The sequence below is a fragment of the Methanolapillus ohkumae genome (assembly GCF_032594355.1).
Lineage (GTDB): Archaea > Halobacteriota > Methanosarcinia > Methanosarcinales > Methanosarcinaceae > Methanolapillus > Methanolapillus ohkumae.
On the sequence record NZ_CP131061.1, the window covers coordinates 1,300,966 to 1,324,921 of the forward strand.

Here is a 23,956-nt window from a genome sequence, read left to right on the forward strand (position 1 = left end):
AGAAAAATGAAAGCCGGAAAAGAAAAACTTTTCCGGCTTTTTTTATTTTGAATTTTTTAAAAGACTTTTTTAAATAATTATTTTGAAAAATGATTTCATTATACGTTACTCATTTTCAACATCCGCTTCGCCTAATTTTTCAATCAGCCTGGAAATGACAACATCAGCCGCACCTTCGACGAATTTGATGCTGCCGACCACCAAGTGTCCGCCGCCGTTGACACCCGAGCCGACCAATTCTTCCCGAAGTTCACGTACGATTTGCGGGATGTTCATCAGAACTTTTTTCGACCGGATAACCGCAAAATCGGGACCCAGTCCCAAGGTAATCACCGGTTTGTCGGGATAGCGGACATTACACATAATGTCATGAATTTCCCCCGACGTTTTTCCCGGCGGCGGGAATGTAAATTTGTGGGCAAACTTTTCCACGTCAATCGTATTCAAGACAGCACCGCTTTTGAGCGTTGTCGATTGGACATTGGGAAGACTCACATCCAACTGGTCGCGAATCATGCCGCTTGCCTGTTCGCAAAGCATTTTCACCAGACGGAGATGGATGTCATGGTCGCGCATATCTAAAATATCATCAATAATTCCGACACCACTTCCGAATTTGAGCCAATACTGTTCATAATCCAAAGCAAGCGCCATTTCTTTTAAGTGTTCCAATGTGTATTTTCCCAAAACTAAATCCAAATACTGCTCAAATTCGGGAGCTTGCGAACGGTCGCCGACACCGGCCACCGCTGCCAAATGATAAATTTGGTCCGACACGTCCGGATTAATCATTCGCGCCACTTCCGTACACAGCATGCCGGCCGTCAGGCCGAAATCGCCGCCGACTTTATACGGATTGACATGTGCCAGCAAATAATCATCCGCCGCGTCGTCCGGATGGTGGTGGTCAATCACAACAATGTCCATGCCATACACTTGCGTGTGTTTGTAGGCCGGAACATCCTCTTCGGTGGAACCGTTGTCCACCATCACGACCAGCGGCATTGGTTGACCGTAGCGGATTTCATCTTCCACCGCGTAGGATACATCTTTGACAACGTCCATCAGTTCGTAAAACGGCGCTTTTGACGGCGACCGCTTGTAAGTTTTGTATTCAGCATCCGAGCCGCCGATTTCACGAATCAGCGGCAAAATAGCTTTTTCAATCGCAATTGCCGACGTGATTCCGTCCGCATCTGCATGATGGCGCAGAATAATCGGCCGGGAGCGAAAGATTGCTTTTCGGATTTCTTTTGCGGCCTGAAGCATCGCCGGGCGAAGCTTTTCTAAAACATCGCTTTGAACCAAAAAAGAGATATCATGCGGCTCAGCCCGAACATCAATCGCCGCGTCCACGCGCTGTAAAAGAGACTTTGTTTCGTCATCCGAGAGCTTTTTTAAACTCAACAATTCGATTTGAATGGAATTATCTCTCAGATTGACTTCCCCGACGGCGGCTACAGCCATTCCGGTCATAATTTCAACATAAGAGCGCTTGCCTGCGCTTTCAAAGCCGGCGCAGGGAACAAGACCGCTTTCATCAGCGATGGTAAAAATCGTCGGCCCGCCGGTTTGTTTGATTTGCAAAACTTCGCCGAGCATCTTGATGACCTTGCCGTTGTCTTTTGCCGTCAAATCTCCGATTCGGGAGAGAGGAATTTCTTTTTCTACATCAATGATTTGATAATCCAGCGGTTTTTTGGGCACCAGATCCAATTTTGTGTCCCGGCCCTGCCGGCTGATGTTTTTGAGCTGAACAATCAAAGAATCGCCTTTTTGAAGACTTGCGTGTCCGGCTTCAAAGTTTTTCTCATGCATGAGTCCTTTGATGCCGTCGTTGAGTTTGACAAAAGCGCCGAGGTTTGCGACAACGCCGTCCACACAGCCTTTGTAAAGCCTTCCGCTTTCCAAATCATCGTAATCACAGGAATTATCCAAAACATAAACAACCGACGATGATAAACAAGAATTGCAGATTTCTTCCCCATTGGAATTGAGGTAGGGAATCGGACGCCCGCACCGGCTGCAATTGAGAGTTTCACCTTTGCCGCGGCATTCATCGCACTTTTGTTTCTTTTCATACGTTTTGGTGCCGCCGCACACATCGCAGGTGCCGCTTACAAAAGAACTTAAATTTTTTTCCGAGAGGTCCATTAAGTTGATGGATTTGGTTTTTCCCGAGCCGGTTGAGCCGACTGTGCCGCTGCATTTCGGACAGGGACCGGACTCCAAAAGAAGAAAACCTTCGCCCCGGCATTTTGAACATTTTTCACTCATAATTCTCACTGGGAAGTAAAAACGATATTAGAATATAAATTATTGCAAAAAACGAAATAAATCAAAAATAATATTGAAAAATAATATTGAAAAACAGCATCAAATATAAATGAAAAATATTATCCTTTTAAATATTTGTATTTTGTATACATTGTGTTCATAGATTTTGAAATATTTTATTTTGCAAAACGGAGGCTAAAAAATGATACATGTCATTAAAGAATACGAACGTGTCGTTATTTTCAGAATGGGACGGTTAAACGGCGTCAAAGGACCCGGTGTTTTTTTTACAATCCCGGTTCTGGACAAATATGAAAAAATCGACATGAGAACCGTCACGATTGATGTCCCGAAACAAGATATCATTACCAAAGACAACGTGACGATTACGGTGGACGCGATTGTTTACTACAAAGTGGTGGACCCGCAAATGGCCATTACGGAAGTGGAAAACTTCAAATATGCGACATCGATGCTTGCGCAAACGACACTGCGCGATATTTTGGGACAAATGGAACTCGATGAAGTCTTGACGCAACGTGAAAAAGTCAATGAGGAACTTCAGAAATTGCTGGACCGGGATACTGACCCATGGGGAATTCGAGTATCTTCCGTGACGATTCGGGATGTGAGTCTTCCGGACTCGATGTTGCGCGCGATTGCAAAACAGGCGGAAGCCGAACGTGAAAAGCGTTCCCGGATTATTTTGGCGGAAGGCGAGCATATTTCCGCAACAAAAATGCGTGACGCTGCCGTGTTGTATGATGAAATTCCGGTCGCAATCCGCTTAAGAGAACTTCAAACGCTTTCCGAAATCGCTCGGGAAAAGAATTTAATTGTGGTGACAAACACAACAGGTGCCGCAGATATGATTGCAATGTCGGAAGCAGCAAATAAAAAGAAATAAAAATGAAGACAAAATGAAAAAATAACGAAAATAATTGTTAAATCTTGTTGCAGCTACTCTTTTTAATTTTTATGACGGCTGCAACTATTTATAATTATTCTGTTTTGGATGCTGCCGCCGCACGCGTTATAGCGACACATTTTCGAAAAAGTTAAACAAAAACTAGAGACGAATTTTTTAGATTTTGCAACTGCTGCGACTGTTTACAGTATTTAGCATTGCTGCGATAGTTTACAGTTTTTAGCATTGCTGCGACCGTTTATAGTTTTTAACATTGCTGCGACCGTTTATAGTTTTTAACATTGCTGCTGTATTTTACCACACACTTCCTATCAGAATAGTGTTTTCCGAAAAATTCGAGACGCGGAATGCGTCTCGAATTTTCGGGACAGTTTGCCCGAATATGAGCAGAAGTGGAAAAAACAGAAATGAAAAATAAAAAAATGGAGAATAGAAATTCTCATTCAAAAATAAAAACGTGGGGCCGGTGAGATTTGAACTCACAACCGACGGGTCTCTCCGAATTGCCGTTCTCCGGCGACTCTGTACCGCGCAAAAACTTCAGCGCTCCAACGGCTCCTCATTGCATTTTCCCGTCGGAAAACGCTCGGTTGACCCGTTGCTCATCATAAATATCCGCTGGAGCCCATCGCCCTACCAGGTTAGGCCACAGCCCCGATTATGTTTATTTAAATTGACCTCATGAATGAAATAAATAATATTTAAATCGTCCTTTGGGTTGTCTGCTACAAATGAAATAATTCAATATATCCTTAACGGTCAAACAATCCAATTTTTAAAAAATTTTCACCTCAACCGGATGAAAAACTGCCGGGTATTTATAGGATTTAAGCTATTTTTCTTTTCAAAATAAAGAAGGAAAGGAAAAATAAAAAGTAAATAAAAGGAAAATAAGAAGGAAATAAAATGGTTCTGGAAGACTTAGACCTCTGGCAAAAATTATTCCTCGTTTTGATTGTCGTGATGCTTCTGAAAATCATGTTTGATGTCAACCGGCTCATGAGAAAAAGAAATGAAGCGCAAAAAAAAGAAGCCATCAATAGAACCGAATCCAACGCTTCATGCGAAACCTTGCAACACCAAATGGAAAGAGAAAATGCGATTGATGCGGAATTTGAGGAAAATAAATAAATGAATAAATGGAAGCAATCAAAAGACAAAAAAATAAAAAAACAACTGTTAAAATAAAAACCACGCATGGAAATATTAAAAGAAAATATCTTAAAATGAACCGCTATTTTTTGATTTTTTTAAAAAAATGTGTTGCCGTAACGCGCGCCCGCCACCGCCAAAGCCAAAAATAAATTAAAAAATAGAATAAATTAAAAAATAAATGAATGAAAAAGAGATGAAAAAAGAGAAATGAGAAGACTCATTTCTTTTTAGTTTATTTCATTCATTTTCATTTTAATTTTTCAAAAATCAGTAAGATTTTTGCGTATATCCTTTTTTCATGGCTTTTTCAATTGTAGAAGATGCTTCATCAATTTCCGCTTTTGTCAAAACAACTGTTCCGGCATTGAGTTTGAGGCTCAAGTCGGCGGATTTCTTTGTTTTTCCGATTTCAATTGCCGGAATTCCGTTTAAAAGTGCCATGACTTTTTCCGGAGATTTAGTCGTAAGAATAGCCCGCGCCGGAGATTCTGAGAATAAGATTTCATCGGAAAGACCGTTCATTTTGGACAAATCCACATCAGCTCCAACATTGGAAACCATTTTAGTCAATGCCGCCGCAATGCCGCCTTTTGAAATATCATGCGCTGTTGTTACAAATCCGGACGCGCACACTTCCGCGATTTTGGCGACAACTTTTTCGTAATCCGCCGGAACAGACGGAACAACGCCGGCCATTTCCATTTTAGAAACACGGTAATATTCACTGCCGCCCATTTCCGGATTAGTGGTACCCACCATAATAACGGTTTCATCCGCCGCCTTAAAGAAGGAAGAGGGGACCGGTTTTTCAAAAGAAACAATTCCCAAAACACCGATTGCCGGCGTCGGAAGAATGGCGGTGTTGAATTCATCACTTTCATTGTAAAGAGAAACGTTTCCGCCGACCACCGGAATGTTGAGCTTTTTGGCAGCATCTGCCATTCCCAAAACGGATTGTTTTAAAACCCAGTATTGTTCCGGTTTTTTGGGATTTCCGAAGTTTAAATTGTCTAATAAACAAAGACCTGGTGCCCCTTTGACCGCAACATTCATGGCATTTTCAATGACCGTGATCGTCGCACCGATATACGGATCCAAAAGAGAAACAGCCGGCTCGCAGCCGCAAGTCATTGCAACTCCCTTTTTGTCGGTCACTTTTATAATTCCGGCGTCTCCGCCGCTTTCGCCGACGACACTCGGAAGAGTTGTTTCTTTATATTTGTCCCAAACCCATTTGCGGGAAGCTAAGTTGTAAGAAGAAATCAACGTCAAAACGGATTTTTTAATTTCATCCGGCGTTTGCGGCGACTTGGGTTTTTTGGAAATCAAATCCGCCGGTCTTTTTGCCGGCTCTTTGGACGGCAACTCAAATTTAGGAACACCCTGGACCAAAAACCGAAGCGGAAGCTCTACTTCTATTTTTCCTTTGTATTCAACCCGGTAAACCGGTTCTTTGGTTAAATAACCGATATCTGCCGCCGGAACATCGTGCTTTTTCATAATGTCCAAGACTTTTGGGACATTCTCGGGTTTGATTTCCGCAAGCATTCTTTCCTGAGTTTCCGCAAGCATAATTTCATAAGCGGTCATGTTGTCGTATTTGACCGGAACGGCGTCCGCCAAAATCAGTGCGCCAAGGCCACCTTTGTCCGGAAGTTCAGAAGTCGCGCCAGCCATTCCGGCCGCACCCAAATCACGGCAAGATTCCACCAATTTCTTTTCAATAATTTCAATTGTCGCGTCAATCAGGCGTCTTTCCAAATCTGCATCTCCGGCAGGAATTGCTGATTTCTCCGGCACGTCTTCGTCCTCCGCCATCGCGTTGGATGCAAACGATGCGCCTCCAAGCCCGTCTCGGCCTGTTTTTGAGCCAAAGAGAATCAACCGATTTCCGGCGGCTTTGGGAATGGAAGTCATGATGTTTTCTTTTTTGCCGACGCCGACACACACCACATTTACCAGAGGATTTCCGTTGTAACGCTCGTCAAAATAAGATTCACCGCGAACGGCTGCGACTTTTATGGTTTTGGAATAGTCTGCTGAGCCTTGTAAAATGTTATCAAAAAGCCAGCGGTTTTTCTCGGAATCCAAAGGACCGATATAAAACGGAGCCAAAACGGCAACGGATCGCATGCCCATGGAAATGACATCGCGGACAATTCCACCGACTCCGGTTGCGGCACCGCTGTAAGGATCAACATAAGAAGGATGGTTGTGGCTTTCCATAGCAACCGAGAGAACGTACTCATCGTCGAATTTAACAATCGCGGCATCGTCCCCGGGACCAATGATGACATTTTCACCATCGGTTTTGAAATTTCTCAAAAGAACGCCGCTTGAGCGGTAGGAACAGTGTTCGCTCCAAAGATTTAAAAAAAAGCCTTGCTCTAAAGTGTTGGGCTCGCGGCCTAACTTTTCAACGATCAGTTTGTGATCTTCTGCAGGTAACATGGACATGGATATCAGCCTTTCCAATAGGTTTTTAACAAGTACCGTTGCTTTTTTTATGAAAACTGAATTTTGAAATATTTCAACTCATCTTGAAATTTAATTCTTTTGAATCATTTCAACTCATTTTTTCAATTATTTTCATATTTTTAGATAAATCTAAAAAACAACTCATTTATGGAAATGAGCGATAATTTAAAAGTCTTGTCATAGACAAAAAAATAAGATAAATTTGTCATGGATTATATTGATAAAAAGAGAAGGAAAAGAGTTTTTTGAAGAAAAAAATCCTTAAAAATATAATGAAATATCATGAACTTGTGTTTTTGGATTTGGATTTGGATTTGGATTTTGATTTGGATTTGGATTTGGATTTGGATTTGGATTTGGATTTTGATTTGAATTTGGATTTGGATTTGGATTTGGATTTTAATTTTAATTTGGATTGTTTGAGATAGATATAAAAGATTTAAGCATATTGATAAAAGCAGAAAACTTATGGATATTCAAAAAATTCTCAAACAATATCGGGCGGGGGAAATAGACTTGACCGCGGCCGAAGAAAACATCCGCTCCATGGGATTTTTGGCCGTGTCGGATATTGCTAAAATCGACACGTACCGGTGCAAAAGAACAGGAGTTCCCGAAGCGGTTTTGGCCGAGGGGAAGAAAACCAAGGATTTAATCAAAATTGTCCGGGCACAAATGGAATCTAACGGGCGTGTCTTGGTGACGCGGGTCTCCAAGAAAAAATTAAAGGCCCTTCAGTCTGAATTTGAATTTATCGAAAACGGAAAAAGTGCATCGGTCTGCATTGTGCATGACGGAAAAACAAAAAGAAAAGAAAACGGTGGTCTTGTCGCTTTTATTTCGGCCGGGACGGCTGACATTTCCGTCTTGGAAGAAGCAAAAATGACAGCGGAAGAGATGGGATGCCAAACGATTGAGATTTACGATGTCGGCGTGGCCGGTTATCAACGCTTATTTTTGGAAGCGGACAAGTTAAAAGATGCAAAACCGGATGCGGTGGTTGTTGCCGCGGGACGGGAAGGAACGCTGCCGACCGTTGTTGCCGGAATCATCGACGCGCCGGTCATTGGCCTTCCGGTTTCAACCGGATATGGCGCCGGAAAATCAGGACAAGCCGCTCTTTTGTCTATGCTTCAATCGTGTTCTGTTATCAGTGTCGTGAATATCGATGCCGGGTTTGTGGCCGGGGCCTATGCCGCCCGCATCGCAAACCGGATGGAAAAACTCCGGCGGAAATGAATGAAAAGAAAGAAACAAAAACAGACATAGATGAATAAGGGAGACAAAAAGTCGGAGGGGAAAATAAAATGAGAGTTCTGGTATTGGATCCGTTTTCAGGGGCTTCCGGAGATATGATTTTGGGAGCACTTTTGGATTTGGGCGCATCCCCCGAATTTATTCGGGAAAATATTTCCGCGGTGGCCGACGTTTCTTTTTCTGTCCGGCCCGTATCTAAGCAAGGGATGGGCGCATCCAAAGCAATCATTGAAGAAGATCACGAAAATAATGCGCGGACATATTTTGAAATTGTGGAAGGGATTCAAAAAGCACCCTTAAATCCGAAAATTAAATCCGATGCATTATCCGTTTTTGAAAGGATTGCGACAGCCGAATCCAAAATTCACAAAAAGCCGTTGGATCATCTTCATTTTCATGAAACTGGACAAAATGACGCGATTGCGGATGTTGTCGGGGCTTGCGCCGGTTTTTATGATTTGGCTCAAAATAAAAAAACCACCTACGAACAGATTTTTTGTAAAAATATCAATGTCGGTGGCGGTTTTGTCAAGTGCGCGCATGGAGAGCTTCCGGTTCCGGCGCCGGCGACGCTTGAGATTCTTCGGGCCGGACAACTGCCTTTTTATTCCAAAGGAGAAATTGAACTTTTAACGCCGACAGGCGCCGCTCTTTTGACACATTTCTCAAAACCCGCCCAACTCATGACCGGAACAGAAATTTTAACCGGATACGGTGCCGGGTCTGCTGACACGGCTTTGCCGAATGTTTTGCGTTTATCGCTCATGGACTTAAAAGAAAAAACAGAGGAAACCGACACTTTTGCCCACAGTTTTGAGTTTCCGAAAGAGCAAATCGAAATTTTGGAAACAAATGTGGATGACGTGACCGGTGAAATCCTCGGCTGTCTTACGGATGATTTGATGGAGATGGGGGCTCGGGACGTTTCGATTGTGCCGATTTTCATGAAAAAGGGGCGTCCGGCTCATTTGATTCGAGTCATCGCAAAGCCAAAAGATTCGGAAAAATTGGCTCGAAAAATCATAATGGAAACGGGATCTTTGGGGATTCGGGTGATTCCATCCAGGCACAGGCTGTCTGTTTCCCGGGAAATGAGAAACGTTGAAATGGAGTTTGCCGGAAAAAAATACCAAATTCCGGTCAAGATTGCGCGGTTGCCGGAAGGCGAAATTGTACATATTTCAGCCGAATATGAAGATTGCCGAAAAATCGCGAAAGAAACAAAGATTCCGCTTCAAAAAATTATTCAAAAAACGGAAGTGGAAAGCTTAAAAAAAGGAGATTTCCGGTAAGAGATAAGTATATATATCCCTTAAAATATTAGGAGACCGGAATTAAGAGAAAATAAAATTGCTTTACGATTCTTTTTTGTCTGAAAAATCAAACCTCCGTAAAACATCATTCATCCAATTCCAATACTTTTCAGAAAATGTTGACCCCCAACAACATTTTCTAAATTTAATATTTAAAAACTGAATTCTTATTCAAAAAAATTACCGATAAGATATTTGATTTTAAAACCAAATTTTTTAAAAAAACATAAATGAACAACATCGTCAAAAGGATTTGAGAAACAAGAACCTTCAAATTTTAAAAACAAATTAAATTGATGTCATGCTGAATTTTTATAAAATATTCAAACCAATTTATAAAAATTTAAAATTTTTTTGTTTTGTTCGTTCTCATTTTTTATTTTCTTTTTTATTTTCATTTTTATTTTCTTTTTTATTTTCTTTTTTATTTTCATTTTCATTTTCATTTTTGTCCGGGCGGCATATGCACGCTTTACAGCATCCGATTTTTAAAGATTTGAAAAAACAATCGATTGGTTTTTAATGTTCGTTATAAAAACCGTATTTTAGAATAGCCTTCTTCTTCAAACCACAAACGAACGCCATCAAATCCGGTCAGTTCATACATAAAAATTTCCGTGACCATGAAAGCAATGTTTTCTTTTCGAACGCAACCGACGAATGCATTCGCGCCTTTTCCAAGACCCGCATGTAAATGAATGACAGGAACATCATTTTCCCAAAAGAGGTTTCCGACACCGACAATTTCGTGCGCGTCATCGTATCCGACCCACATTTTATTCGGCGGGCGGACATTTTCTTTCGGGCCGACCACCAAATTTCCGGATTCCACCGCGCCCAACAGAACAAAGTTTGCCATCCGGACATTTTCAGATACGGCAACCTTCTTGATTGATTCCAAAATATCTTCCCCATGATCCACCCGAAGGACAAGAACACGGCCGATTTCTCCAACCCGATAATCCATATGAATTCTCCAAAAATTCTATCCAATTGATAATATTTAAAGAAAAGCATCCAATTAAAAAAATATTCAATAAAAAAATAAAAATCAGAATATAAAAACAATGCATGAGACAGCACCGCAAAAATAGGAGAACATGAAAAATCATTCCTCGAATAGAAAAATGATTTTTCAGTTGATTTTATTTCTTATCAGTTGTGTTCATGCCGAAGCCGTGCAATCCATTTCTGAAATTCCACAAACAAAAGCATGAGGATACACAAAATCAAAACTTCCATCCATTGCTTCATGTCCAAGTCGACCAGCCCGAAAATATCCCGGAGGAACGGAACTAAGACAACAACCAATTGAAGTGCGGCCGACCCGAAAAATGCCAACCACAAATACGGATGCTTCTTAGGTTGGATGGAAAAGATGCTGTGCCGCTCCGATTGGAAACCAACGGCGGCAAACAGCTGGACAAGAGAAAGCGTCAAAAACGCCATCGTAATGCCGGTTTCCGGAGAGACACGGCTGCCGAAATAATAAGCGCCCAGGGTCAAAACGGCTTCCACCAAACCGACTGTAAAAATCCGTCCCCATTCCTTTTTGTTGAAAAACGGAACGGTGTGATCACGCGGTTGCCGGTCCATAATATCTTTTTCCGACGGCTCAACCCCAAGCGCCAATGCCGGAAACGTATCCGTCACCAAGTTGACCCATAAAATATGAATCGGGCTTAAAAGCGTAAAACCAATGACCGTTGCAGAAAGAATCGCGATCACTTCCCCCATGTTGGACGACAAAAGGAAACGGACAGTCTTATGAATATTGTCAAAAATACTGCGCCCTTCCTCAACCGCCACCACAATGGTCGCAAAATTGTCATCCATGAGAACCATATCCGACGCGCTTTTGGAAACATCCGTCCCGGTAATTCCCATGCCGACGCCGATGTCCGCTTTTTTCAGTGCGGGCGCATCGTTAACACCATCGCCGGTCATCGCGACAATCTTGCCTTTTTTCTGCCAGGCCGTTACAATTCGAACTTTATGCTCCGGCGAAACACGGGCATAAACGCCGATTTTCTCAACAGAGTTGTCCAATTCCGCCTCACTCATGGCTTCCAAATCCGCACCGGTAATCGCAATCCGTCCGTCATCCAAAAGACCCAATTCGGTTGCAATCGCGACGGCTGTTGTTTTATGGTCGCCCGTAATCATCACCGGAATAATTCCCGCTTTGCGGCAAGTCTTGACGGTGTCTTTAACTTCCGGACGTGGCGGGTCAATCATTCCCACAAGACCACAGAAAACAAGTCCGTTTTCCGTGTTTTCCATGTCTTCCGCATGGATAGAGTCCTCGTCTTTGTACGCAAAAGCCAAAAGCCGAAGCGCTTTATCGGCCATTTCCTCATTCGCGCTTAAAATGGCGGACTTAAGTTCATCCGTCATCGGAATGACTTGACTGTCCTTGAAAACAAAACTTGACCGGCCGGCAATGGATTCCGGCGCGCCTTTGACATAAATTCGAAGTTTGGAATCCGGCTTTGCGGTACCGCTTGAAAAGATTTGGTCGGCCGCAACCGCAACTGTTGAGCGTTTCCGATCGGAATCAAACGGAATTTCTCCGGCGCGTTTCCGGCCACGAATTTGTTCCACCGTCCAAAGCTGATGGAAAGTCAAGAAATTTAAAAGAGCATTTTCAGTCGGATCGCCGATCGGATTTGAATTTTCGTCCAAACGGGAATCGTTGCAATGACCCAAAGCATCCAAAAGCGGAACGATTTCCGGAGAACGGACATCTTCGATGTCGCCGAAATTCCAAACCTTTTGAACCGTCATCTTATTTTGTGTGAGCGTTCCGGTTTTGTCGGAACAAATCACTTGTGTGGAGCCAAGCGTTTCCACCGCGGGCAGACGCCGGACAAGCGCGCCGCGTTTGGCCATTCGGGACATGCCCAGTGCTAAAACAATGGTCACCACGGCCACCAAGCCTTCCGGAATTGCGGCAACCGCCAATGAAACAGCGGTGAGGAAAATATCAATCATGTCGCTTCCGCCCAAGTAGCCGATTACAAAAACAAGTGCGGCAATCACAATAACTAAAACAGAAATCGCTTTTGAAATTTGATTGAGCTGCTTTTGAAGCGGGGTGATTTCCTTCACCGTTGACGTCAATTGATTTGCAATATGGCCGATTTCCGTTTGCATTCCGGTCGCCACGACGACCCCGCTTCCACGGCCATATGTAACCGCTGTTCCCATAAAAGCCATGTTGACTCGGTCGCCTAAGGAGGCTGCTTCAACCGCCATGATCTTTTTAGAAACAGGTTGAGATTCTCCGGTCAATGCCGCTTCTTCTATTTTTAAAGAACTCGACGTCAGAAGGCGAAGGTCCGCCGGAACCGAATCGCCGGCTTCCAAAAGAACAACATCTCCGGCAACCAAATCCGCCGCCGGAATCATTTGAATTGTCCCGCGCCGTAAAACGCGGGCATTGGGCGCCGCCATTTTTTTCAACGCCTCGATGGAAGATTCCGCTTTTGCTTCCTGAACAGTTCCAAGAACCGCATTTAGAATGACCACAATCGAAATAATAATACTGTCAATCGGAAGTTCGTGTTCGGTATAACTCAGAAAAGCCGTGATAATCGCCGCTGCGATGAGAACCCAAATCATTAAATTAGCAAATTGAGAAAGAAAAATCGAGAGAAGAGAGCGTTTTTTTCCATCATCCAATAAGTTGGGACCAAGTTCCAAAAGCCGTTTTTGAGCTTCTTCATGAGAAAGACCTGTTTCATTCGTATTCAGTTTAGATAAAATTTCCGCTTCCGGAAGAGTATACCAAGGAGGAGCAGTGTCCACCAGTATAGTTTTTTGTTCCGTCTTTTTTTTATTCATATAGGATAACACCTGTAATCTTTTGATTTTGGAAAATGAAAAGACATATCCAATAAAACGATGGTAAATATAAATTTATGGAAAATAATTAATCATTTATAAAGATGGTAAAATTAATTATTAAATGTAAAGACAAAAACTAAAAGAGAATGGAAAAATCAGAAAGATAATAAAACCAATAAAATCAATAAGAATAAACATAAATTGACATGAATCAATGGAAAAATGACATAATAATAAAACCGGCAAATGCCGGTTTTATAAGAGCCTTATTGTTTTTCTTTTGCAATCGTTGCCTGTGCCGCCACCAGCCGTGCAATCGGAACCCGGTAAGGAGAACAGCTGACATAGTTGAGTCCGATTTCATTGGCAAAAATGATGGAATTGGGCTCTCCACCGTGTTCGCCGCAAATTCCCATTTTCAGACCCGGTTTTGTCTTTCGTCCCTTGGCGATACCGATTTTCATCAATTCGCCCACGCCTTCCCGGTCAAGAACGGCAAACGGATCGTTGGCTAAAATATTGTCTTCAATATAAAGCGGTATGAATTTGGCAACGTCATCTCTTGAAAAACCGAATGTGGTCTGCGTCAAGTCATTGGTTCCAAAGGAGAAGAAATCCGCTTCTTTTGCGATTTGGTCCGCCGTAATGACGGCGCGCGGCAATTCAATCATCGTTCCGACACTGTATTCAATCTGAACATGATATTCTTTCATCACTTGACCCGCAACTTCTTGAACGTCTTTTTTAGTCAATTCCAGTTCCCGGACGTGCCCTACCAGCGGAATCATCAATTCGGGTTTGACAACAATTCCTTCTTTTGCCAATTCACACGCTGCTTCAATAATGGCACGCGTCTGCATATTGTAAATTTCAGGATAAGTAATTCCAAGGCGACAGCCGCGGTGACCGAGCATCGGATTGAGTTCATGCAAATTAATAACGCGGTTGATGACCGTCATCACTTGGTCGATTTCCTTTTGCGGCGCGTTTTCCGCCTGAAGTTCTCGAATCTTGTCTTGGAGTTCATAGACTTTGGGGAGGAACTCATGAAGCGGCGGGTCTAAATACCGGATTGTGACCGGTTTTCCGCGCATCACTTTAAAGATTTGCTTGAAATCTTCTTTTTGCATCGGAAGAATCTTTTTGAGATGAATTTCACGCTCTTCTTTGGTTTCCGACATAATCATCGCGCGAACCGCTAAAATCCGAGCTTCTTCAAAGAACATGTGTTCAGTCCGGCAAAGACCGATTCCCTCTGCCCCAAGGTCCAACGCCTTTTTGGCATCTTCGGGATTATCAGCATTGGCACGAACGCCAAGCCCGCGGAATTCATCCGCCCATTTCAATAAAACTTCGATTTCCTCACTGATTTCCGGTGCGATAAGCGGCATTTGTCCCATGATGACACAGCCGGTACTTCCGTCAATCGTGATATAATCCAGCTCTTTAATTTCAAGGCTGCCAATTCTGAAATTTTTGGCTTCCGGAGAAATCAAAAGGTCACCGCAACCGACGACGCAGGGTTTGCCCATGCCACGCCCGACAACGGCCGCATGTGAGGTCATGCCGCCGCGGACTGTTAAAACGCCTTCAGAAACATGCATGCCGCCAATGTCTTCCGGAGAGGTTTCCGTCCGAACCAAAATCACACGCTCCCCTTGGCCGACCCAATATTCGGCGTCTTCCGATGTGAAAACGACTTTTCCGACCGCAGCTCCGGGAGAGGCCGGAAGTCCTTTAGCAACCACTTTTTGCGGCGCTTTGGGATCAATCATCGGGTGAAGCAATTGGTCAATTTGAGCCGGTGCCAACCGCATGACAGCTGTCTTTTTATCGATAAGCCCTTCATTGACCATGTCGACCGCAATCTTTGTGGCAGCCGGGGCGGTTCTTTTACCGTTTCGAGTCTGAAGCATGAAAAGTTTGCCGTCCTCAATTGTAAATTCAATATCTTGCATGTCCTTAAAGTGCCGTTCTAATTTTTGGCAGATATCAACCAATTGTTTGTAGGCGACCGGAATGCATTTTTCGAGCGTGCTGATTTCAGACGGTGTTCGGATTCCCGCAACAACGTCTTCGCCTTGCGCATTGATGAGATATTCTCCAAAAAAGCGATTTTCGCCGGTTGATGGATTTCGGGTGAACGCGACACCGGTTCCGGATGTTTCGCCCATGTTTCCGTAGACCATGGACTGAACATTCACCGCCGTTCCCCAGTTGCGGGGAATGTTGTTGAGTTTGCGGTAAATTTCGGCCCGGGGATTGTTCCAGGAATCAAAAACCGCATTAATTGCCATGAAAAGTTGTTTGGACGGGTCTTGCGGGAAATCAAATCCTTTTCTTTTGGAAATGATTTTTTTATATTCTTCCACAATCACTTTTAAGCTGTCCACCGAAAGATCGGTGTCGGAAGAAACGTGAGTTTTTTCTTTTTGGGATTCCAAAACCCGTTCAAATTCATTAAAATCAATTCCTAAAACAACGTCGCCGAACATGGAAATAAAACGGCGGTAACAGTCATACGCAAAGCGCGGATTTTTAGTTTTTTCGGAAAGACCGATAACAGATTCATCATTAAGACCCAGATTTAAAACCGTGTCCATCATGCCGGGCATGGATACGCGGGCACCCGAGCGGACGGAAACAAGAAGTGGATCCTTTTTGTCACCTAATTTTTTTCCGGTGGCTTTTTCCAAATTTAAAACCGCTTTTTGGATTTCCGTCAGAATAAGATCCGGATACTCATTTTTTTCAAGATAAATTGTACAGACTTCGGTTGTGATTGTGAATCCCGGCGGGACCGGAATCCCGAGATTCGCCATTTCCGCAAGGTTTGCGCCCTTGCCGCCAAGAAGGTCTTTCATACTGCTTTTTCCTTCCGTTTGGCCGGCACCAAATGAGTAGACATATTGTGACAAAATTATCCTCCGATTAGACCGATTGGTTTTTTCTTTTAATTAATTTTATTTTTCAACGTTTTAGAGAAGATTAAAAGATTAAAAGATTAGAACAAATTAATGTCATTTTAAATTTTTGATTAATAAAAATAACGATGAAACGGAAAAATATTAATGAAAATATAAATTGAAAATAAATTTACTTGAAAAAAACATAATTTTTTGAAAAACTGGATTTAGAATATAATTTGAAATTAGATTTGAGACTATTGGAATATAATTTGAGATTAGATTTGAAATTAGATTTGAGATTATTGGAATATAATTTGAAATTAGATTTGAGACTATTGGAATATAATTTGAGATTAGATTTGAGATTAGATTTGAAATTAAATTTTGAAAAATAAGAAGATGAATTTAAAACCATGGGGAAAACGGGATTCTCATATATTAAAAATTCCCATACCGGCCGCAAAATTTATTCAAACTGTCTGTGATTTGGAATTTTCGAAAAAGAGAAAAATAAAAAGGTTTTCTGAAAAAAAAAAGAATTTGACCTGAAAAAAAAGAGATTTACCTGAAAAATTTATTGGGATAAAATCCAGGGGTTTTCTTTTTAAAAATAAAACACCATCCAAAGAGATTTTTTCAGGATTTATCGGGTGTGTTTTTTAAAAAATGTTTATTAATCTTTTCGATATATTTATATACCAAATATAGTGATATATGTCTATTTATCTATTTTGAGAGAAAAAGAATAAGAGACAAAATAAAAAATGCAAAAAAGCGTATCTAAAAGATTTCCGAAATCAAAACCATGAAACGGATATTATTTTACAGATAATCTCACAGCATTTTAATATAAATAGATTTTGAGGATTTCATGAAACGGCTCGGAACTGTTACGCATTTACACGGTCAATCTTGTTTTGTTGTAAAATATGATTCCGCCGATTCAAAAACACCTCTCGACGGAATGATGAACGCGCCGGTTATTGACAAAAGTGTCCGCCCGGTCGGAAAAGTCGTAACCATATTCGGGTCTGAAAAGCATCCTTATTTTCTGATTCGCGCATATCGGGAACTCAACGCATCCCAACTCAAAGGTTTGGTGAAAGAAAAAGTCTATATCAAATGATTTTTCAAAATTCATTATTTTGTCGTTATTAATTCATGTGAAGTATTCATTGTTATTCATTTCATTTAATATTCATTTTAGTGCTATTCATTTTCAGTATTCATTCAATTATTCATTAAAATAAATTTTTCAGCTTACTCAATATTAATATTCAACTTGGTGATGAAATGGTAGAAATTGAAAGAGTCCGGTATTCGGACACAATCAACCGTGATAAGATTAAAGAGATGATCCGGTCCAAAAAAGAAAAAGAGGTTACGAAGGACACGGAAATTTATTGTTGTCCGGAATGCAACAGCCAAAACCTGGTTCATGATTACGAACGTGCCGAATTGGTTTGCGGCGACTGCGGTTTGGTCGTTGACGCGGACTTCGTGGACGAAGGACCGGAATGGCGTGCCTTTGACCATGACCAACGCATGAAACGCTCACGTGTCGGCGCTCCGATGACATACACGATTCATGACAAAGGTCTCTCCACCATGATTGACTGGAGAAACCGGGACTCTTACGGAAAATCCATTTCTTCCAAAAACCGCGCCCAACTCTATCGTTTGAGAAAATGGCAGAGACGCATCCGTGTCAGCAATGCGACGGAGCGAAACTTGGCGTTTGCGCTTTCGGAACTCGATAGAATGGCATCTGCCCTCGGTCTTCCAAGAACCGTCCGGGAAACCGCGTCAGTCGTTTACAGAAAAGCGGTGGACAAAAATTTAATCCGCGGCAGAAGTATTGAAGGGGTGGCTGCCGCCGCTCTTTATGCCGCATGCCGCCAATGCAGCGTTCCCAGAACTTTGGATGAAGTCGAAGAAGTGTCCAGAGTCAGCCGAAAGGAAATCGGACGCACCTATCGGTTTATTTCTCGGGAATTGTCGCTTAAATTAATGCCGACATCGCCGATTGATTATGTTCCAAGATTCTGTTCGGGTCTTAATTTAAAAGGCGAAGTGCAAGCCAAAAGTGTTGAAATTTTAAGGCAGGCATCTGAAAAAGAGCTCACCAGCGGACGAGGTCCGACCGGTGTGGCAGCGGCCGCCATCTATATCGCGTCCATCCTTTGCGGCGAACGCCGGACACAGCGGGAAGTCGCGGATGTGGCAGGCGTTACGGAAGTGACGATTCGAAACCGTTACAAAGAACTCGCGGAAGAACTCGATATTGAAATTATTTTGTAAAAAATACCGCAATTTCAAGTATTTCAAACATAAAATGTAAAGGCAATTCTTCGCCCGAAGAATTGCTTTTTTTATATTTTTCGATTACTTCTTTTTCAATTACTTCTTTTTCGATTTGTTTTGTGATGCCGCCGCGCGCGTTATGGCAACACATTTTTTGAATCATTTTACAAAAACCGCCGGTCTGTTTTTTAAATTGTACAGTTTTAGGACTGCTGCATCTGCTTTTTGCAAAAAATAAATAAAAAAAGGCAGGCACATTCATGCCTGCCCTTCGTTTTGGAGGATTGGGGGTCTGTTTTTATTGACCATAAATGTTTTTAAATTAATTTTGCTAACTTTTTTTGAGTTAATTTACCGTGTTTTATTGGGTTTTCTGTTTTTGTCTTTTTAATTGATTTTGTCTTTGAACTTTGTGTAAGACCAAAGTTGGTAAACAATCACAATCGGAACAAAGACAAGCGCACCGTAAAGCATGAGCGACAGAGTTAATTGGCCGGATGCTGCGTCAAAGATGCTGATTCCAAAATCCGGATTAATGGCGGATTTTAAAATGCACGGGTAAAGCGTTACAACGCCTGTCGCCGCCCCAAAGAAGATCGTTCCAAGATTTGTGAAAAACGGATAAATCGGATGCGTTTGTCCTTTCAAGTGCGCAAGCGCAATCGTCGCAAGCGCAAAGATCACCGCGATGAGCGGAACCGCATACAATACCTGGAAACTGTTGTAGTTCACAGCAAATCCATCCGTGTTAAAAAGCCCGAGAATGTAAATGAGCGCAACGGCCGCAACGCCGATGGAGAAATATTTTCCCCATTTGGACGCGGTTGTTGAAAGTTCTCCAGCCGTTTTGTGCGCCAGCCAAAAAGCCGCGGACGTCACAAAGAACAAAACGAATAAAAGCGCTCCCAAAAGTGCATAAACGTTAAAGAGCCCAAGAAGCGTTCCGACATATTCGTAATTGGCTTCAATCATTAATCCGCGGAAGAAGTTGGTAAACGCAACCCCAAGAACCGCCGTAATGATTAAACTTCCGGCAAACCAGCCGTATTTGAAAACTTTTTGCAGGGTCTTGTTGTCGTCGGCATAAATAAACTCAATACAAATGCCGCGCAAAACAAGCCCGATCAAGAGAAGCATCATCGGAAGATACAAAAATGTAAACATCTTCGAAAAGATGAGCGGAAACGCCGCAAACGTGCCGCCGGCTGCCAAAATCAGCCAAACCTGGTTTCCGCCCCAAAACGGGCCGACCGATTTGACCATTTGAGATAATTGGTTGTCGGTTTTGGGCAAAAAGGGCGCCAAAAGTCCGGCACCGAGCGAAAAGGAATCCACCATCAAGTAAATCGCCCAAATGACACACCAAAGAACAAACCAAACGTTGACTAAAAGCGTGTGGTCAAGCATGTTCAGCCACCCCCTCGGGACCTGCGATGATGGATTTGCGGAGCAGATAGACATCCAAGACAAACAAAATCAAATAAAACAGAACCAAAAGTCCCATTGAGAAAATGATTTGAATGGCGGGAATTGGAGACACGGCATCAGACGTGCGGAACAAACCATACACAATCCAAGGCTGGCGGCCGACTTCCGCCACAGCCCATCCGAGCATAATTGCTAAATAAGGAAGTGGCAGGCTGTAAAGCATCAATTTCAGATACTTTTTTGCATTTTTGGATTGCATGGTTTTGTCCTTTCGAACAAAATAAAGACCGGCAAACGCTTCCAAAATGAAGAGCATGCCCAGCATCACCATGATCCTGAAACTGAAGAACGTCAAATCCACTGGCGGACGGTCTTCTGCCGGAATGTCTTTAAGCCCCGTCACATTTCCATGCGGGTCACCCGTCAATAGGAAACTACCCATGTAGGGAATCCCGATCAGTTGAACGATATTTTTCTCTTGGGATTCGGACGGAATTTGAATCAGATACATCGGTCTGTCCGGACCGCTTTCCCAAACCGCTTCCATGGAAGCTGCTTTGACCGGCTGAACTTCGCTGACATAATGTCCATAAATAAGACCAAGTCCCGGTAAAAGAAGGGAAGAAATCACAAGCGCGTAAACACCGATTTTAAGAGAGGTTTGGAAAATTTCCGCATTGGATTTTTTGTTCTTGACCAAGTGATAACCGCTGACAGCAATCACGAAAACGGATGACAAAAGATAAGCGGCCAAAAGAGTGTGAATCAGCATGTACCAAAGATAGGGATTTGTGATGACGTCTAAGAAATTCGTCATTAAGATTTTGCTGCCGCCCGCTGCCATTTCATAGCCGACCGGATGCTGCATAAATGCATTAGCGGTAATAATCCAAACCGAAGAAATCGTCGTTCCAATCGCAACCATGACCATGGAAAATGCTTTAAGCGCCGGTTTTTTGTGGCTTGTAAAAATCCAAATTCCAAAGAAGGTCGCTTCCAAGAAGAAAGCGATGAGTGCTTCAAGCGCAAGCGGAGACGCAAAAACGTCACCCATAAATTCCGAGTAGGGACCCCAATTGGTTCCAAACTGGAAAGTCATCGCAAATCCGGTCACGATTCCGAATATGAAATTGATTTTGAAAAGATTTCCAAAAAACTGAGCGGATTTTTTCCACTTTTCATTGAGTGTTTTCCAATAAGCCACCTCATAGCCGGCCAGCATCAGCCCAAGACCGATTGTCAGCGGAACGAAAATAAAATGGAAAAACACGGTTGCGGCAAATTGAAGCCGGCTTAACATAATGATATCCATAAATGTCACCTGTGTTCATATTTTTCAATTTACGTTGTATTTTTTACAATAACGACTGAAAATGATAATGAAGTAAACGTTTTTCCCCAAATCAATAAACAATATTTTAAACCATGTTTAATTTGTTCGTATGCTTGGTTATTCACTTTGTATTTGTTATTTTTTGGTTTAATTTGTACAATTTGAGATGTTTTGATTCATTTTTTCCAATAAATTAGGAGGTTTTTTGGAAAAAAACTGAATTTTGATGGAAATTAATCCATTATAATAATCCCAAATATAATACAAAGGAATATAAAAGATTTCTAAATCTTAAAATCCTTTTCATCTCTTTTCATTCATATTTTTGGAAAGAATCTTAAAAGAAATCTATGCTTAATAGGAACGTTTATTAAATATAAATAGTAATCGACTGCGAAATAAAAGTTTGAAAATATAATTCATTTTTAAAATAATGAAAAAATCAATTAAATGACGAAAAGTAAAAAACTTGGAATAAAAAGTAAAATTGAAAAAGATTGGAAAGAATTGGAAAGAATTGGAAAGAATTGGAAAGAATTGGAAAGAATTGGAAAGAATTGGAAAGAATTGGAAAGAATTGGAAAGAATTGGAAAGAATTGGAAAGAATTGGAAAGAATTGGAAAGAATTGGAAAGAATTGGAAAGAATTGGAAAGAATTGGAAAGAATTGGAAAGAATTGGAAAGAATTGGAAAGAATTGGAAAGAATTGGAAAAACTGTGTCTCATAAAGATGGAATTACGGAATAATTCATATATGAAAGAAGGGTTTATACTTTCAAATTTGAAAATTTCATGTATTTTTCATATATTTTTCATGTAATATTTCATATAATTATTTATTTTTCATAAAATTATTTTATTAATTATTTCATATATTTTTTAAACCGGATGTTTAAATATGCCTGTAATTACCGTTGATAAAAAAGATTTGGAGACGCTTTCTCAAATCGATTCCAAAACCATTATTGATAACGTGTCCATGATCGGTGCGGAAGTGGAGCGGCTCGAAGATGATTTTGTGGATATTGAATTTTTCCCAAACCGTCCCGATTTGTATAGTGTCGAAGGTGTTTCCCGTTCGATGAAAGCTTTTTTGGGAAAAAAACCGGGACTTGTCCAATATGATGTGGCGCCTCCTCAAATTTCAATTACCGTTTGTGAAGACGTCTTAAAAGTGCGTCCGGTTCTCGGATGTGCGGTTATCCGCGGCCTTTCTTTCACATCCTCGTCGATCAAATCTCTCATGGATTTGCAGGAAGATTTGCACTGGGCTCTCGGACGTGCCCGAAAAAAAGTATCGATTGGTGTTCATGATTTGAAAGGAATTGTCCCGCCATGTACCTATTCGACCGAGTCGCCGGATTTTGCTTTTGTGCCGTTGGACCACGCCGAAAAAATGACGATGGCAAATATTTTAAAAAACCATGCCAAAGGCATCAAATTCGCACATCTTGTTTGTGATATGGAACGATACCCGATCATTAAAGACATAAAGCAAAATGTGTTGTCGTTCCCGCCGATTATTAATGGAACACTGACATCGGTGACCGAAAACACGAAAGACTTATTCATTGATGTCACCGGAACCGGAAAAGAGGTGTATGTCGCCCTCAATATCGTGGCTGCCGCTTTAGCGGAACGTGGCGGAAAAATCGAAGCCGTAACGGTTATCCTGCCAACCGGCGAAAAAACAAATTATCCGAATATGACACCACGAACGCACCGGATTACGCTTGAAGAAATCGAGGAACACCTCGGATTCTCCTTAAAACCGGAAGAAGTCATTGCCTGTCTTGAAAAAATGGGACATAGCGCGTCTATTTTATCCAAAAATCCGGTTTCCTTTGAAATCAGTGTTGCAGCTTATCGCGCCGACATTATGCATAAATACGATCTGATTGAAGATGTGGCGATCGGATACGGCTATGCAAATATTCCATCTGCTCTTCCCAAAAATTACACAATGGGAAAAGCTCACCCGATGTCTCGTGCCCGTATTTTGTCATCGGACGCTATGGTCGGTCTTCAATTTAATCAAGTGATGCCGTTTACACTCACCAGTCCCAAAGTCCATTTTGAAAAAATGAGGCGGTCGATTACGGATGATATCACTTATGTGCTTCATCCGATTAGCGAAGATCAAACCATGGTTCGAACAACTCTGCTTCCGGGACTCTTGGAAATTTTGTCGCTGAACATGCACCGGGAGTTGCCGCAAAACATTTTTGAAGTGGGCGAAGCGGTGGTTGGCGGGAAGAACAAGCAAAAAATCGCAGCCGCTTCCATCCATCATGCCGCCAACTTTACCGAAATTTCGGAAATTGTGGATGCCTACCTTCGGGAAATGAAAATTGATTATGAATTAAAGGAGTCGGAAGATCCCGCATTCTTAAAAGGACGCGTGGCCGATGTTTATGTCGGCGGCAAAAAAGTCGGCGTCTTTGGAGAACTTCATCCGGGTGTCATTACGGCTTTTGAACTGGGCCATGCCGTAATCGGATTTGAAGCGGATTTAACGGAACTTTTCTAAAGCGATTCTAAAAACCGAATCGTAAAAAACAGAGAGTTATCCGGTTTTGCAGCAATAATTCTTCAATTTTGAAAAACGCTGCATTTTCCATTTTTTAATATATTTATTTTTCTGCATCTGTTGACGTTATTCTATTTTGGCGCCATTGCATGCGTTATGGCAACCCATTTTTAAAAGAGTTGAACAAAACCAAA

17 protein-coding genes and 1 tRNA gene are annotated in these 23,956 nt (G+C 42.0%); 9 read left to right on the forward strand and 9 right to left on the reverse strand.

Translation table 11 applies throughout. From position 1 onward, the window contains the following. Nucleotides 1–105: 105 nt before the first annotated feature. Nucleotides 106–2,277 carry a DHH family phosphoesterase gene (locus tag MsAm2_RS05640; protein ID WP_338097288.1) on the reverse strand — a complete coding sequence of 724 codons (2,172 nt, stop codon included), beginning with the start codon at nt 2,275–2,277 and terminating at the stop codon, nt 106–108. Nucleotides 2,278–2,479: 202 nt separating this feature from the next. Here MsAm2_RS05640 and MsAm2_RS05645 point away from each other — a divergent pair, with 202 nt between their 5' ends. After that, complete coding sequence (locus MsAm2_RS05645; RefSeq protein ID WP_338097289.1) at nt 2,480–3,184, forward strand: slipin family protein; 705 nt, start codon at nt 2,480–2,482, stop codon at nt 3,182–3,184. A gap of 479 nt (nt 3,185–3,663) precedes the next feature. On the opposite strand, the gene MsAm2_RS05650 is transcribed toward MsAm2_RS05645, so the two are convergent. Next, nucleotides 3,664–3,861 (reverse strand) — tRNA-Trp (locus MsAm2_RS05650). A 250-nt stretch (nt 3,862–4,111) separates the two neighbouring features. On the opposite strand from MsAm2_RS05650, the gene MsAm2_RS05655 reads away from it, so the two are divergent. After that, a complete protein-coding gene (locus MsAm2_RS05655; RefSeq protein ID WP_338097290.1) occupies nt 4,112–4,336 on the forward strand; it encodes a hypothetical protein in 225 nt (74 codons plus the stop codon). A gap of 291 nt (nt 4,337–4,627) precedes the next feature. Here the strand turns inward: MsAm2_RS05655 and purL are convergent, their stop codons facing one another. After that, entirely contained in the window at nt 4,628–6,817 is a 2,190-nt protein-coding gene (gene purL, locus MsAm2_RS05660; protein WP_338097291.1) for a phosphoribosylformylglycinamidine synthase subunit PurL, read from the reverse strand. Nucleotides 6,818–7,110: 293 nt separating this feature from the next. Between purL and MsAm2_RS05665 the strand changes: the two genes are divergently transcribed. From MsAm2_RS05665 to larC, 3 genes are all read left to right on the forward strand, one after another. Next, nucleotides 7,111–7,266, forward strand: a complete 156-nt coding sequence (locus MsAm2_RS05665; RefSeq protein WP_338097292.1) for a hypothetical protein — start codon at nt 7,111–7,113, stop codon at nt 7,264–7,266. A 40-nt stretch (nt 7,267–7,306) separates the two neighbouring features. Further along, on the forward strand, nt 7,307–8,077 hold the full coding sequence (gene larB / locus MsAm2_RS05670; protein WP_338097293.1) for a nickel pincer cofactor biosynthesis protein LarB: 771 nt from the start codon (nt 7,307–7,309) through the stop codon (nt 8,075–8,077). Nucleotides 8,078–8,145: 68 nt separating this feature from the next. Next, nucleotides 8,146–9,387 (forward strand): nickel pincer cofactor biosynthesis protein LarC, encoded by a 1,242-nt coding sequence (gene larC / locus MsAm2_RS05675; RefSeq protein WP_338097294.1) that lies wholly within the window; start codon nt 8,146–8,148, stop codon nt 9,385–9,387. A 550-nt stretch (nt 9,388–9,937) separates the two neighbouring features. Here the strand turns inward: larC and MsAm2_RS05680 are convergent. The 3 genes from MsAm2_RS05680 to ppdK form a co-directional block, all read right to left on the reverse strand. Continuing rightward, nucleotides 9,938–10,375 (reverse strand): PPC domain-containing DNA-binding protein, encoded by a 438-nt coding sequence (locus MsAm2_RS05680; RefSeq protein WP_338097295.1) that lies wholly within the window; start codon nt 10,373–10,375, stop codon nt 9,938–9,940. Nucleotides 10,376–10,563: 188 nt separating this feature from the next. Next, on the reverse strand, nt 10,564–13,254 hold the full coding sequence (locus MsAm2_RS05685) for a calcium-translocating P-type ATPase, PMCA-type (RefSeq protein ID WP_338097296.1): 2,691 nt from the start codon (nt 13,252–13,254) through the stop codon (nt 10,564–10,566). A gap of 269 nt (nt 13,255–13,523) precedes the next feature. Then, entirely contained in the window at nt 13,524–16,175 is a 2,652-nt protein-coding gene (gene ppdK, locus MsAm2_RS05690; RefSeq protein ID WP_338097297.1) for a pyruvate, phosphate dikinase, read from the reverse strand. An 862-nt stretch (nt 16,176–17,037) separates the two neighbouring features. Between ppdK and MsAm2_RS05695 the strand changes: the two genes are divergently transcribed. Both MsAm2_RS05695 and MsAm2_RS05700 read left to right on the forward strand, forming a co-directional pair. Next, the gene (locus MsAm2_RS05695; protein WP_338097298.1) at nt 17,038–17,292 is read left to right on the forward strand and encodes an H/ACA ribonucleoprotein complex subunit GAR1; all 255 of its coding nucleotides are present in this window, start codon (nt 17,038–17,040) and stop codon (nt 17,290–17,292) included. 167 nt (nt 17,293–17,459) lie between these two features. Continuing rightward, nucleotides 17,460–18,467 (forward strand): transcription initiation factor IIB, encoded by a 1,008-nt coding sequence (locus MsAm2_RS05700; protein ID WP_338097299.1) that lies wholly within the window; start codon nt 17,460–17,462, stop codon nt 18,465–18,467. On the opposite strand, the gene MsAm2_RS05705 is transcribed toward MsAm2_RS05700, so the two are convergent. The 3 genes from MsAm2_RS05705 to MsAm2_RS05715 all read right to left on the reverse strand — a co-directional run bounded on the left by MsAm2_RS05705 (nt 18,457) and on the right by MsAm2_RS05715 (nt 21,210). Next, nucleotides 18,457–18,633, reverse strand: coding sequence for a hypothetical protein (locus tag MsAm2_RS05705; RefSeq protein ID WP_338097300.1), 177 nt, complete (start codon nt 18,631–18,633; stop codon nt 18,457–18,459). The two genes, MsAm2_RS05700 and MsAm2_RS05705, sit on opposite strands and share 11 nt — an antisense overlap. A gap of 224 nt (nt 18,634–18,857) precedes the next feature. Beyond that, on the reverse strand, nt 18,858–19,877 hold the full coding sequence (cydB, locus tag MsAm2_RS05710; protein WP_338097301.1) for a cytochrome d ubiquinol oxidase subunit II: 1,020 nt from the start codon (nt 19,875–19,877) through the stop codon (nt 18,858–18,860). Continuing rightward, on the reverse strand, nt 19,870–21,210 hold the full coding sequence (locus MsAm2_RS05715; RefSeq protein ID WP_338097302.1) for a cytochrome ubiquinol oxidase subunit I: 1,341 nt from the start codon (nt 21,208–21,210) through the stop codon (nt 19,870–19,872). Before MsAm2_RS05715 ends, cydB begins: the two co-directional genes overlap by 8 nt. Before the next feature lie 471 nt (nt 21,211–21,681). Here MsAm2_RS05715 and MsAm2_RS05720 point away from each other — a divergent pair, with 471 nt between their 5' ends. Together MsAm2_RS05720 and pheT are read left to right on the forward strand one after the other, a co-directional pair. Next, a complete protein-coding gene (locus tag MsAm2_RS05720; RefSeq protein WP_338097303.1) occupies nt 21,682–21,960 on the forward strand; it encodes a hypothetical protein in 279 nt (92 codons plus the stop codon). Nucleotides 21,961–22,130: 170 nt separating this feature from the next. After that, nucleotides 22,131–23,762 (forward strand): phenylalanine--tRNA ligase subunit beta, encoded by a 1,632-nt coding sequence (pheT, locus tag MsAm2_RS05725; protein ID WP_338097304.1) that lies wholly within the window; start codon nt 22,131–22,133, stop codon nt 23,760–23,762. The last annotated feature ends 194 nt before the right edge of the window (nt 23,763–23,956 follow it).

What these genes read in the sequence shown, in the direction of transcription:
- purL (WP_338097291.1), bottom strand. Translation starts at nt 6,817, where the DNA reads ATGTCCATGTTACCTGCAGAAGATCACAAACTGATCGTTGAAAAGTTA.
- MsAm2_RS05685 (WP_338097296.1), bottom strand. Translation starts at nt 13,254, where the DNA reads ATGAATAAAAAAAAGACGGAACAAAAAACTATACTGGTGGACACTGCT.
- MsAm2_RS05695 (WP_338097298.1), top strand. Translation starts at nt 17,038, where the DNA reads ATGAAACGGCTCGGAACTGTTACGCATTTACACGGTCAATCTTGTTTT.
- MsAm2_RS05680 (WP_338097295.1), bottom strand. Translation starts at nt 10,375, where the DNA reads ATGGATTATCGGGTTGGAGAAATCGGCCGTGTTCTTGTCCTTCGGGTG.
- MsAm2_RS05705 (WP_338097300.1), bottom strand. Translation starts at nt 18,633, where the DNA reads ATGATTCAAAAAATGTGTTGCCATAACGCGCGCGGCGGCATCACAAAA.
- cydB (WP_338097301.1), bottom strand. Translation starts at nt 19,877, where the DNA reads ATGCTTGACCACACGCTTTTAGTCAACGTTTGGTTTGTTCTTTGGTGT.
- MsAm2_RS05715 (WP_338097302.1), bottom strand. Translation starts at nt 21,210, where the DNA reads ATGGATATCATTATGTTAAGCCGGCTTCAATTTGCCGCAACCGTGTTT.
- MsAm2_RS05640 (WP_338097288.1), bottom strand. Translation starts at nt 2,277, where the DNA reads ATGAGTGAAAAATGTTCAAAATGCCGGGGCGAAGGTTTTCTTCTTTTG.
- MsAm2_RS05720 (WP_338097303.1), top strand. Translation starts at nt 21,682, where the DNA reads ATGACGAAAAGTAAAAAACTTGGAATAAAAAGTAAAATTGAAAAAGAT.
- MsAm2_RS05700 (WP_338097299.1), top strand. Translation starts at nt 17,460, where the DNA reads ATGGTAGAAATTGAAAGAGTCCGGTATTCGGACACAATCAACCGTGAT.
- MsAm2_RS05665 (WP_338097292.1), top strand. Translation starts at nt 7,111, where the DNA reads ATGAAATATCATGAACTTGTGTTTTTGGATTTGGATTTGGATTTGGAT.
- larC (WP_338097294.1), top strand. Translation starts at nt 8,146, where the DNA reads ATGAGAGTTCTGGTATTGGATCCGTTTTCAGGGGCTTCCGGAGATATG.
- pheT (WP_338097304.1), top strand. Translation starts at nt 22,131, where the DNA reads ATGCCTGTAATTACCGTTGATAAAAAAGATTTGGAGACGCTTTCTCAA.
- larB (WP_338097293.1), top strand. Translation starts at nt 7,307, where the DNA reads ATGGATATTCAAAAAATTCTCAAACAATATCGGGCGGGGGAAATAGAC.
- MsAm2_RS05655 (WP_338097290.1), top strand. Translation starts at nt 4,112, where the DNA reads ATGGTTCTGGAAGACTTAGACCTCTGGCAAAAATTATTCCTCGTTTTG.
- MsAm2_RS05645 (WP_338097289.1), top strand. Translation starts at nt 2,480, where the DNA reads ATGATACATGTCATTAAAGAATACGAACGTGTCGTTATTTTCAGAATG.